This is a genomic window from Rugamonas brunnea (assembly GCF_014042345.1).
GTDB classification, from domain to species: domain Bacteria; phylum Pseudomonadota; class Gammaproteobacteria; order Burkholderiales; family Burkholderiaceae_D; genus Rugamonas; species Rugamonas brunnea.
On the sequence record NZ_JACEZT010000010.1, the window covers coordinates 93,876 to 105,480 of the forward strand.

Annotated in this window: 8 protein-coding genes; 5 read left to right on the plus strand and 3 right to left on the minus strand. The window is 65.1% G+C overall.

Annotated elements, in window-relative coordinates:
• Positions 1–7 precede the first annotated feature (7 nt).
• Together H3H37_RS15975 and H3H37_RS15980 are read right to left on the minus strand one after the other, a co-directional pair.
• Entirely contained in the window at positions 8–679 is a 672-nt protein-coding gene (locus H3H37_RS15975; protein WP_182164243.1) for an energy transducer TonB, read from the minus strand.
• Positions 680–1,134: 455 nt separating this feature from the next.
• Positions 1,135–1,413 (minus strand): hypothetical protein, encoded by a 279-nt coding sequence (locus H3H37_RS15980; protein ID WP_182164245.1) that lies wholly within the window; start codon positions 1,411–1,413, stop codon positions 1,135–1,137.
• A 397-nt stretch (positions 1,414–1,810) separates the two neighbouring features.
• On the opposite strand from H3H37_RS15980, the gene H3H37_RS15985 reads away from it, so the two are divergent.
• On the plus strand, positions 1,811–4,336 hold the full coding sequence (locus tag H3H37_RS15985) for a diguanylate cyclase (RefSeq protein WP_182164247.1): 2,526 nt from the start codon (positions 1,811–1,813) through the stop codon (positions 4,334–4,336).
• Positions 4,337–4,346: 10 nt separating this feature from the next.
• Here H3H37_RS15985 and H3H37_RS15990 read toward each other — a convergent pair whose 3' ends face one another.
• Positions 4,347–6,902, minus strand: coding sequence for an EAL domain-containing protein (locus tag H3H37_RS15990; protein ID WP_182164249.1), 2,556 nt, complete (start codon positions 6,900–6,902; stop codon positions 4,347–4,349).
• 294 nt (positions 6,903–7,196) lie between these two features.
• Between H3H37_RS15990 and H3H37_RS15995 the strand changes: the two genes are divergently transcribed.
• The 4 genes from H3H37_RS15995 to H3H37_RS16010 all read left to right on the plus strand — a co-directional run bounded on the left by H3H37_RS15995 (position 7,197) and on the right by H3H37_RS16010 (position 11,569).
• The gene (locus tag H3H37_RS15995) at positions 7,197–7,604 is read left to right on the plus strand and encodes a response regulator (RefSeq protein ID WP_182164251.1); all 408 of its coding nucleotides are present in this window, start codon (positions 7,197–7,199) and stop codon (positions 7,602–7,604) included.
• On the plus strand, positions 7,601–8,233 hold the full coding sequence (locus H3H37_RS16000; RefSeq protein WP_182164253.1) for a protein phosphatase CheZ: 633 nt from the start codon (positions 7,601–7,603) through the stop codon (positions 8,231–8,233). The genes H3H37_RS15995 and H3H37_RS16000 overlap by 4 nt, the downstream gene beginning before the upstream one ends.
• 191 nt (positions 8,234–8,424) lie before the next feature.
• Positions 8,425–10,599 (plus strand): O-linked N-acetylglucosamine transferase, SPINDLY family protein, encoded by a 2,175-nt coding sequence (locus tag H3H37_RS16005; protein ID WP_182164255.1) that lies wholly within the window; start codon positions 8,425–8,427, stop codon positions 10,597–10,599.
• A gap of 52 nt (positions 10,600–10,651) precedes the next feature.
• The gene (locus tag H3H37_RS16010) at positions 10,652–11,569 is read left to right on the plus strand and encodes a polysaccharide deacetylase family protein (protein ID WP_182164257.1); all 918 of its coding nucleotides are present in this window, start codon (positions 10,652–10,654) and stop codon (positions 11,567–11,569) included.
• Positions 11,570–11,605: the final 36 nt, after the last annotated feature.

Consider the following 11,605-nt stretch of genomic DNA (forward strand, 5'->3'; position numbering starts at 1 on the left):
ACTAACATTATTGAAGGGTCCAAGCGTACTTCACTTGCATCCACGTCTGCTCGGGCTTGCCGTCGACCATTGCCGCTTCAAATGGACATTTCGCGACGCCGGCGAGCGCAGCTTCGTCGAGAAGAGGAAACCCACTAGACTGGGCAATTTTCGCATCTAGCACGCTTCCGTCAACACCAATCAAAAACTTCATTGTTACCGTCCCTTGTTGTTCCCGGCGGCGAGCCGCCTCAGGGTATTTCGGTTTTTCGCACGTCGCCCTCGCTCGAAGTGGCGCGGGTGTCTGTCCCGGCATCCATGAATAGCGGATAATGAATGAATGCTTTACCGGAATTCCGTCCTGCAATAGAGGTGTGAACTTGCATTTTTCGGCTGCGGTCCGTACAGCTTCATCGAGCGTGTTTTGTCCGCTTGATGCGTCAAGTTTTGATTGACTAACCTCGCCTTTTTCGTCAACCACCACGGTGAGACGCGTTTTGCCGCCCCCTCTTAAATCAGTTTGCATATTAGGCCACTGTGGGGTACAGGCGGCATTAAGAGCAACACCTGCCGATGCGATGGCGGCATCGATAGGTTCTGCCGCCGCGTGCGCTGCTGCCATGGCAGTCGAAGAACAAGAAAGAAAAAAAATTAACCGATAGGTATGCGTCCGAACTATTTTTTTAAACACGTTAGTCATTAAAAATCCTGTTTCATAAAACTGTTCCCGCGCATTATCGCTTCAGTCCGCTTTTGGCCGTTCTCAGACGCCATGGCGTGAAAAATCATAAGCTACAGTTAGGCCCCAGAGCGCGGTAACTCCCCATGCTCCCCATACGAAATACCACTGGCCGCTACGATACCGAACGATCGTTGACCAAATCAAAGCTGCTATGTTTACGAGTATCGTTAAAAGAAGAATTGGAAGCGCTCCAAGGACCCAAATAACAGCGCCACCGGCTGAGGCACCGGCAACATCGGCTAACTCTGGCTCAACCCAAGCGCTCGATGCAATATACATGTAGAGTAGAATCGAAACTATATTTGCGGTGAAAAGAAAAGCCGTTCTTTTTTCTTTAGGTTTTGTTGCCATAATTATTTATTGGTCACCCAATCCTTTATTTCTTTTGACTTTTACTGTTGGTCGCTAATTGTCTAGGCAACTTCATCCTTTTTATTCGCTCTCACATCTAAGATCAAACCGACGCACACATACTGAATTAAGCCCGCCACAACCGTAATAGCTCCTTGTGAGTATGCTGACCAATCTTGGTTAACGATAGGGAGAAGTGCAATTTCGGTGGGCATCGTTAATAATGCTAAAATTACAATCGCATCATTTTTCTCGTGAGAAGCATAAAAACTGTACAAGAAATATACTGCAATCAGCAGATATGTGGTGACGAAGAAAATAGTGAATTTTAATTTTCTCATACACTCTTTGAGGAATTACTCCGTCTGCTTGTGGCCGGAAGCCGTCATACGCCGACTAGAAACTCGGCCACCCACGCGCTCGCGCCCGTATCCAGCAAATTTAACGGCGACCATTTGCCCATCGTCTTTCTTGATGACAGGGTATCATCTTGCTCAAATGAAAAATGCGCACTTTCTCACCGGCTCCGGACAAAAGCACCGGCTTGGCTCCTAGCCAACGTGATCCTCTAAGCGAACGCAAACCTTGCCCTCCCCAGCAAAAAGTATTGCCATTTCGAAATCACTGGCGCATGCTGCTACACCAGCGCGGCAAGTGGCGCAACCGCGACTGAACGCACCAACACACCGCAAAAGAAGCGCCGCGCCAGCGCGCAATTTCGTATCGGAAGGAGTACCGATGACGGACAAAAAACAACAAGCTCCACACCTGCCCAACCGTGGCAACGGCCGCGCCTTGCCGGCCGTGGCGGCCCTCGCCTGCGGCCTGCTGCTGACGGCGGGCCTGTGTCTGCTCATCGTCCGCTACCAGAACGCCCAGCTGCGCGAGCGCTTCGAAAGCGACACGGCCCGCCTCACGGCCCTGACTCAGACCCAATTGCTGGCCCACTTCGAAACCCTGCTCGGCGTGAAAGGCCTGTTCGCCGCCAGCGACACGGTGGACCGCCGCCAGTTCCAGCGCTTCCTCGCCCAGCAAGACCTGAAGAAGAACCACCCCGGCTTCCAGGCCATCCAGTTCGTGCGCATGGTGCCGGCCGCCCAGCGCCAGCCCTACCTGGACGCCATGCGCGCCGACGCCGGCAGCATGCCCGAAGGCGCGCCCCGCTTCGACATCAAACCGCCTGGCGCCCGCCCCGTCCACTACGTGATCGAGTTCACCGTGCCGATGGAGGGCAACGGCGCGGCCATCGGCCTGGACCTCGCCTCCATGCCCTCGCACCTGACGGCGCTGGAACTGGGGCGCGACAGCGGCCTGCCGGTGGCCACCGAGCGCGTCAAGCTGGTGCAGGACCCGAGCGGCCAGGCCGGCTTCGTCATGCGCGTGCCGCTGTACCGCAACGGCATGCCGACCCAGACCGTGGAGCAGCGCCAGCTCGCCCTGCTCGGCTTCGGCGCCATCGTCTACCGCGTGGGCGACTTGATGAAGGAAGTGATCGACCCGCAGCTGATCCCCCACATGCGCATCCGGATCGTCGACACGGGCTATGTGCGCGGCAGCGGCCCGCCGCTGGCCGTGCCGGCCCCCATGTTCGACAGCCGCGAAGCCTATCCCGAGGTGGTACCCGGCGGCGCCGAGCTGCCCGGCCTCGTCACCCATCATCCGATTGAGATCGGCCAGCGCGGCTGGCGGCTCGACTTCGTCGCGCGCGATGGCGACCGTTACGGCCACAACTACCTGCTGCCGGCCAGCGTGGCCGTGTCGGGCGTCGTCATCAGCCTCTTGATCGCGGTGCAGCTGGTGGCGCTGGACCGGCGCCGCGTGCTGGCCGCGCAGCTGGCGGCGGCGCTGGCCGAGCAGAAGGCCATCGTCGACAACGCCACCGTCGGCATCGAGCTGGTGCGCGACCGCACCATCCGCAGCAGCAACCAGGGCGCGGCCGGCATGCTGGGCTACGAGCCGGCCGAGATTATCGGCCGCTCCACGCGCGCCAAGTTCCCGTCCGACGAGGCTTACCGCGCGTTCGGCGAGCAGGTCTACCCCACGCTGCTGACGGGACGCAGCTGGAGCGGCGACGTGGAGTGGGTGCGCAAGGATGGCAGCCACACGTGGTGCCGGCTGCACGGCAAGCTAGTGGACGTGGCCCGCCCGGACGGCGACAGCATCTGGGTGTCGTACGACATCGGCGCCCAGCGCCAGGCCGACGCGGCGCTGCAGGCAGCCAACGCCGACCTGCAGCGCAGCCTGGCCCAGGTGGCCCGCACCCAGCGCGAGGTGGCCGACCTGAGCGAGCTGTCCGGCTTCCTGCAGGCCTGCCCGGCACTGGACGACGCGCTCGACTGCATCGGAGAATTCGCGCTGCGCCTGTTCCCCGACAGCTCGGGCGTCGTCTACATGATGGAGGCCGACCGCGAAACCCTATCCGCGCGCGCCACCTGGGGCCCGGCCCCCGCCCTGCCCACGCTGACGGCCGACGCCTGCTGGGCCCTGCGGCGCGGCAAGGCCTACCGCATGGAACGGGCCAGCGCCAGCCTGTGCTGCCCGCACCTGGGCGCCGGCCACGACGCGGCCGACGCGCCCTACGCCTGCTTCCCGCTGGCGGCCCAGGCCAACACCTTCGGCCTGCTGTCGATCCGACATGGCGGCCCGGCCACCCACGCGGCGGCCGAACTGCGCTACCAGCTGGCCACGGCCATGGCCGAGCATATCGGCCTGGCGCTGGCCAACATGCTGCTGCGCGACACCTTGCGCCAGCAATCGGTGCGCGACCCGCTCACCGGCCTGCACAACCGGCGCCACCTGGCCGAGGTGCTGCCGCGCGAACTGGCTCGCGCCCACCGCAGCGGCGCCGGGCTGGCTGTCGCCATCGTCGATGTCGACCACTTCAAGCGCTTCAACGACCGCCACGGCCACGACGCCGGCGACGCCGTGCTGGTGGCCGTCGCGCAGGCGATGCTGGCCCAGGTGCGCCAGGGCGATCTGGTGTGCCGCTACGGCGGCGAAGAATTTGTGGTGCTGTTGACCGACATCGACGTGACGTTGGGCGAATCGCGCAGCGAGCAAATCCGGCTCGCCATCAGCCAGCTCGCGCCGGCCCACCTGGGCCAGCCGCTGGGCCAGATCACGGCCTCACTCGGGCTGGCGTTCTATCCACAGCACGGCGGCACGGCCGACAGCCTGCTCAAGTCGGCCGACACGGCCCTGTACCGGGCCAAGGAAGATGGCCGCAACCGCGTCTGCGTAAGCGCCGCGCCAGCGCCAGCCTGAACGCTGCGCCCTAGCGAACCAGCGACGGTTGCGGCGCACGGACGGCCGGTGGCGCGCACGCCACGTCCGGAAGCCGTGCCAGGCGCGGCCCGACCTCGTGCGCCGGTTGCGCGCGCCCGAACAACCAGCCCTGCACCTGCGGGCAGCCGATGGTGCGCAGCATGGCCGCCTCGTCCTCCGTCTCCACGCCTTCCATCACCACCGTCATGTCGAGCGCGTCGGCCATGGCCAGGATGGCGCGCAGCACGGCCACGTCGCGCCGGCTGTGGGCCGTGCCGGCCAGCAGCGAACGGTCGATCTTGAGCGTGTCGAACGGCAGCGATTTCAGATAAACAAACGATGAATAGCCGACCCCGAAATCGTCGATCGCCAGCGAGATGCCGCGCGCGGCCAGCGCGTGCAGCACGCCTTCGCACTGCTCGCAGCCATCGATGGCCTGGCTCTCGATCAGTTCCAGTTGCAGGAATTCAGCCGGGAAGCCCGTTTCGGCCAGGATGGTGTCCACGTCGTGCAGGAAGCCTTCCCAGCGCATCTGGCGCAGCGACAGGTTGACAGCCATGGTGCCGAACACATAACCGGCGTCCAGCCATTCCCGCCCCTGGCGGCAGGCCTCGCGCAGCACGGCCTGCCCCAGCGGGATGATGAGCGCAGTCTCCTCGGCGATCGGGATGAAGCGGCCCGGCGCCAGCAGGCCCAGTGTCGGATGCTGCCAGCGTACTAGCGCCTCCAGTCCCACCACCGTGCCATCGCCCAGGTCCACCTTGGGCTGGTAGTGCAGCACCAGCTCGTCGCGCTCCAGCGCCTGGCGCAGGTCGCTCTCAATCTGCAGCTGCTCGTTGGTGTCCGTGTTCATCTGGCCGATGAAGAACTGGAAGTTGTTCTTGCCCGCGCCCTTGGCCTCGTACATGGCGCGGTCGGCGTGCAGCACCAGCGTCTGCGCGTCCTCGCCATCGTCCGGATACATGCTCACGCCGATGCTGGGGGTGACGTAGATTTCCTCGCCCGTGATGTGGAACGGCGCGCCGATCGCGTCCAGCAGCTTCTGCGCGATGTGGGCCACATGGCGCGCGTCGCCCACGTCCTCCAGCAGCAGCGTGAATTCGTCGCCGCCCAGGCGGGCCACGGTGTCCGTCTCGCGCACGCTGGCGCGCAGGCGCTCGCCCACCATCTTGAGCAGCTCGTCGCCCACGCCGTGTCCTAGGCTGTCGTTAACCAGCTTGAAGCGGTCCAGGTCCAGGAACAGCACAGCGCTGCGGTGCTGGGTGCGCTGGGCGCAGCGCAGCGCGTGTTCGAGCCGCTCGCCGAACAGCGACCGGTTGGGCAATCCCGTCAGCGCGTCATGGGTGGCCAGGTAGTTCAGCCGCTCCTCGGCCATGCGGCGCTGGGTGATGTCGGCGAAGATGGCCGCGTAATGGGTACACACGCCGGCGTCGTCGCAGATGCTGGAGATGGTCAGGTGCTCCAGATAGAGTTCACCGTCGCGCCGGCGGTTCCAGATTTCGCCCTGCCAGCAGCCCGTCTCCTTGAGCTGGGTCCACATCTGCTGGTAGAACTCGGGCGTCTGGCGCTTGGAGCTGAGCATGCTGGCGTTGCGGCCGATGGCTTCCTCGGCGCTGTAGCCGGTCAGCGTTTCGAAGGCCGGGTTGACGCGCTCAATGGTGCCGTCGGCGCGCGTCACCATCACCCCTTCGAGCGTCGATTCGAACACGCGGTCGGCCAGCCGCAGGTGGTAGCGCGACTCCCACAAGGCCTGGTCGCGCTCGCGCAGGGCCGCGCCCAGTTCGGACACGTATTCATCCTCGATGCTGCTAAGGATATCGTCGAAACTGAGCAGGCCCACCAGCCGCTCGTCGTCATCCAGCACGCCCAGGTGGCGGATCTTGTTCTGGGCCAGCATCTTGCGGGCCAGGTACAGGCTCTGGCCGGCCTGCACGCTGCGCAGCGGGCGGCTGGCGTGCTGCCCCACCATGCCCACGGCGGCGCCGCCATGGGCGATCAGGCGCACGATGTCGCGCTGGGTGAAGATGCCATGGCCGCCGTCCGCATACGAGATGATGGCGGCGTCGCGGCCGCAGCGGCGCATCTCGGCCACCGCCTCGTCGAGCGCCATCTCCTCGGCCAGCACCAGCGGCGTATGGCAGGGAATGGAACTGACGGCGCGCATGCGCAGGAAGAACTCGGCGCCCTGGTTGAGCACCACGTCGCTTTGCGACAGCATGCCCAGGCGCTGGCCCCGCTCGTCCACCACCAGCAGGTGGCGGATACCGTTGCGCTTGAACTGCACGGCCGCCTCGCCCACCAGCAGGTCGCCCTGGATGGTCTGCACCGGCCCGCTCATGGCCGAGGACACGGGCATCGTCGCCAGCGCGGGGTTGGACAAGTCGAAGCCCAGCACGTCGCTCTCGGTGAAGATGCCGACGGCCGTCTGGCCGTCGAGCACCAGGATGGAGCTGCAGCGGCGCGCCGCCATCAGCCTGGCGACCTCGATCAACGGGGTATCGGGCGCGCACGCGAGCAGGTCGCGCGTAACGAGCCGCTTGATGGGGAATTCACAGCTGAGAAGCATGGCCTTGCACCTTGTTGGCGCCCAGAAAGTTTCCCGCGAGTATGGTCGATGCCGGAAGAAAATTCTATGAGCCAAATCAAGTATGTAGCCATGCAGCAACAACCACGGATGCGTTTTCGCCATGGGGCTCCCCTATCCACAATTCAACAAATATCGCAAATCACAAATTGATTTCACCAAATTCGACATTTGGAGAAAATATTCGCTATAATTGGTTTGAGGTAACTGATTTTGACAGAATGCAACACAGCGTGAGAGCGGAACAACCGCGTCCGCGCAGATAAGGAACCCTTCATGGCAAGCGCACTTCAATTTCTCATCGTTGACGACTTTCAGACCATGCGCCGCATCCTGGCCACCCTGCTGCGGGAGATGGGCTACACCAAGGTGCTGGAAGCGGAAAACGGTAAAAAGGCGCTGCAGTGCCTGGCCGGGGAACTGGAGGGCACCTCCCCCGTCGATTTCGTCATCGCCGACTGGAACATGCCGGAAATGGACGGCCTGGAACTGCTGCAAGCGATTCGCCGCGACGCCCGGCTGGCCGACCTGCCGGTGCTGATGGTGACCGCCGAGGCAAAAAAGGAAAACATCATCTCCGCCGCCCACGCGGGCGCGGACGGCTACATCGTCAAGCCGTTCAACGCGACGACCCTGCAGCAAAAGCTGCAAATGATCCTGCAACGAAAAGGAGTGCCAGCATGAACGCCATACTGCCAACGCACCGGCCGGAGCCCACCTCCACCCACCTGCCGCCCGGCGCGTCCGACACCAGCGCCGTGTATGAACGGCTGGGCGTGATCGTGCGCGAACTGCACGACACCTTGCGCGAACTGGGCGCGGACGGCGTGCTCGCGGACGCGGCCAGCCAGTTCCCGTGCGCGCGCGGACGCCTGCTGCACATCGCCGACCTGACCGAGAACGCGGCCAACGTCGTGCTGAGCAAAGTGGAGGAACATGGACCGGCCCAGGAACACCTGGCGCGCGAAGCCCAGTCCCTGTTGCGTGAGCTGGACGACGGCGCCGTGCCGGCCGCCCGCATCACGGCATTCCTGGCCAACGTGGCCAGCGGCTGCGGCAGCACGCGCGCGGCGCTGTCGGACATCATGATGGCCCAGGATTTCCAGGACCTGACAGGGCAGCTGATCAAGAAGGTGGTGGGGCTGATGGAGAGCACGGAAGACAACCTGCTCAAGCTGCTCATCGACGCCGCCCCGCCCGGCGCCATCGTCACCCAGGCGCGCGAGGAACTCACGGCCGGCCCGGGCGCCCATGGCGGCGTCGCGCTCGACCAGACCAGCGTGGACGACCTGCTGGGCGAGCTGGGTTTCTGAGGCGGGACCAACGTCCCGCCGCTGTTGCGCCGGCGCTAGAGCATGTCCTCTAAGCCGGCCCGCCAGGCGCGCGCCACCGCCTGAATCGCTTACAATCGCCTTCCAATCACATGCATTCTTGGCAAGATACGCGCGCCTGAGCACCCCTCGGCACCTCCTTGCCGGACTGCGACATAAGGGGACGGCGTACCATGTTTGGCAATCCAGCGAATCAGGCGGCGGCCGGCTTCCAGCCCGGCGTGCCATTGCATCTGCAAGTGCAGCGGGCCCTCGGCCTGCACCAGCAAGGCCAACTCGATGCGGCCGAGAGCCTGTACACGGCCATCCTGGCCCGCCACGCCAAACAGACCGAATGCCTGCACTACCTGGGCGTGATCAAGTACCAGCAGGGACGCCACCAGGAGGCGGTGGACCTGATCAAGAAGGCCATCAACCTCGATAAGAACAACCCTGAAGCCCATTCCAACCTGGGCCTGGCCTTGCATGGCAATGGCCGTCACCAGCTCGCGCTTGACAGCTATGCGAGGGCACTGGCCCTCAATCCGCGCCATGCGGACGCGCTCAACAACCGCGGCAATGTCCACCGCGACCAGAACCGCCTTGAACTGGCGCTGGCCGATTACGACAGCGCGCTGGCCTTGCGTCCGCGCTTCGCACTGGCCCAGGCCGCGCGCGCCGACGTCCTCCATCGCCTGGGCCGCACGCACGACGCGCTGGCCGCCGTCGACCACGCGCTGACGCTGCAGGCGACACCGGAACTGCACAACGCGCGCGGCACCATGTTGCAAGCGCTGCACCGGCGCGACGAGGCCCTGCCCTGCTTCGAGGCGGCGCTGGGCTGCGATCCCACCCACCTCGCGGCCTGGAACCACAAGGCCGGCGCGCTGTACCTGATGGGCCGGCGCGACGAGGCGCTGGCCGCGCTGGAACAGGCGGCCGCGCTGGCGCCGCAGGCGGCCGACATCCGCCTCAAGCAAGCCGTCGTCAAGCTGCACATCATCCGCCCGGCCGGCCACGATCTGGCGGCCGAACGCGAGGCTTTCGCGCGCGACCTGGACGCGTTCGACGGCTGGCTGGCGCAGCAGAAGGTGCCCAATCCGTTGGCCGTGGTCGGCGGCTGCCACCCGTTCTACCTGAGCTACCACGAACAGAACAACCGCGCCCTGCTGGCGCAATACGGCGCCATGTGCGCCCGGCTGCTGGGCCAGTGGGCCACGCAGCGCGGCCTGCCCGCCCTGTCCACTGCGGCCACTGCGCCCGCCGCGCGCAAGGCTGGCGCACCGATCCGCGTGGGCGTGGTATCGGCCCACGTCGCCGAACATCCGGTGTGGCGCGCCATCGTGCGCGGCTGGTTCAGTGAACTGGACCGGGAACGCTTCGAACTGCACGTGTACTCGCTGGGTAGCCAGGAAGATGGCGAGACGGCCTACGCGCGCAGCCGCGCCGCCGTCATGCATCAGGGTACGCGGTCGGAGGCGGAATGGGCCCGCCTGATCCTGGACGCGAAGCTCGACGTGCTGATCTACCCGGAACTGGGCATGGACGCCATGGCGCCGCGCCTGGCCGCGCTGCGCCTGGCGCCGCGCCAGCTCGCCACCTGGGGCCATCCCGAGACGACCGGCCTGCCCACCATCGACGCCTACCTGTCGGCCGCCGGGCTGGAGGCCGACGATGCGCAAGACCATTACTCGGAACAACTGGTGCGCCTGCCCAACCTGGGCTGCCACTACGAACCGGCCACGGTGGAAACGGAACACGTAGACCTGGCGGCGCTCGGCGTGCGTCCCGGCGTGCCGCTGTTCGTCTGCCCCGGCTCGCCGTTCAAGTACGCGCCCGAATACGACCACGTGCTGGTCGACATCGCCCAGCGCTGCGGCCCCTGCCAGTTCCTGTTCTTCTCCAACACCCAGGCCAGCCACCTGACCGACCTGCTGCGCGCGCGCGTGGCGCAGGCGTTCACGCAGGCGGGGCTGGCGCCGGAACAGTACCTGATCAGCCTTCCGTGGCAACCGCCGGCCCGTTTCTACAGCATCCTGCGCCAGGCCGACGTATTCCTCGACACGATAGGCTTCTCGGGCTTCAACACGGCCATGCAGGCAGTGGACTGTGCGCTGCCCATCGTCACGGTGGAAGGCCGCTTCATGCGCGGCCGTTTTGGCAGCGCCATCCTGCGCCGCATGGGGCTGGACCACCTGGTGCAGCCGAACAGCGCCTGCTACGTGGACCTCGCATGCCGGCTGGCCGCCGATCCGGCCATGCGCGACAGCGTGCGCGCCGCCATCGCCGCCAACCGCGAAGTGCTGTACCGCGATACGGCGCCCATCCGCGAACTGGAACGCTACCTCGAACAGCCATCGGCGGTGTGAGATGGGCGCTGCTGCGGTATAGTAGCGCCCAATTTTTCACTCGATCACCGCTATGACACGACCACTCACACCGCGCGCGCTGGCCGCCGCCCTCCCGCCCCTGGCATGTTCACTGGCCTGCGCACTGGCTTTGATGGGCGCCGCGTCCGCCGCCGCCCAGGAAGATACGGCCAGGCCGGCACCCGCCAGCGAGGCCGCGCAACTCCATCACCACGAGGACGATACCCGTCGCATCCGCAAGCACCATCTGAGCCGCGCGCTCGACCGGCTCGTAACGGAACCGGCCGTGCTGGAACAAAGCTGCAAATACGAGTCGGACATCGCGACGGCGCCCCCGGTCAACCGCGTGGCGCTCACCTTCGACGACGGCCCCTCGCCCGGCGCCACGGAATACATCCTGGAGCTGCTCAAGAAGTACAACATCACGGCCACCTTCTTCATGGTGGGCAAACAAGCGCAGGAGAATCCGGAGCTGGTGAACATGGTGCGCGCGGCCAGCCACCAGGTAGTGGCCAACCACTCGTGGGATCACCCCAACTTCCACGAGATCGACGTGGCCGCCCAGGCCGACGAGGTGGAACGCAACGAGGCCTTGCTGGCCACGCCCCAGTCGCCCAAGCTATTCCGCTACCCCTACGGGAATTCCTCGTGCGAGACCAACACCCTGGTGCACGCGCGCGGCTACAAGATCGTGGGCTGGCATATCGACTCCTGCGACTGGGCCTACGACAAGACCGGCAAGATCGACGCCCGCGAGGCGCTGGCCTGCGGCGTGGCCCCGCAATTCCAGGGCGATTACGTAGGCCACGTGGTGGCAGCCGCGCGCGCCCGCAAAGGCGGTATCATCCTGATGCATGAAATCCACCGCAACACCCTGAAACAACTGGAAGCGGTCATCACCCGTCTGCTGGCGGAAGGCTTCGTGTTCGGCTCCGTGCTGGACCCGGAGTTCCAGTCCTCGCTGCGCTGATGCGGGGACGGGCCGCCGCCAGCCATCCAAGCGAGG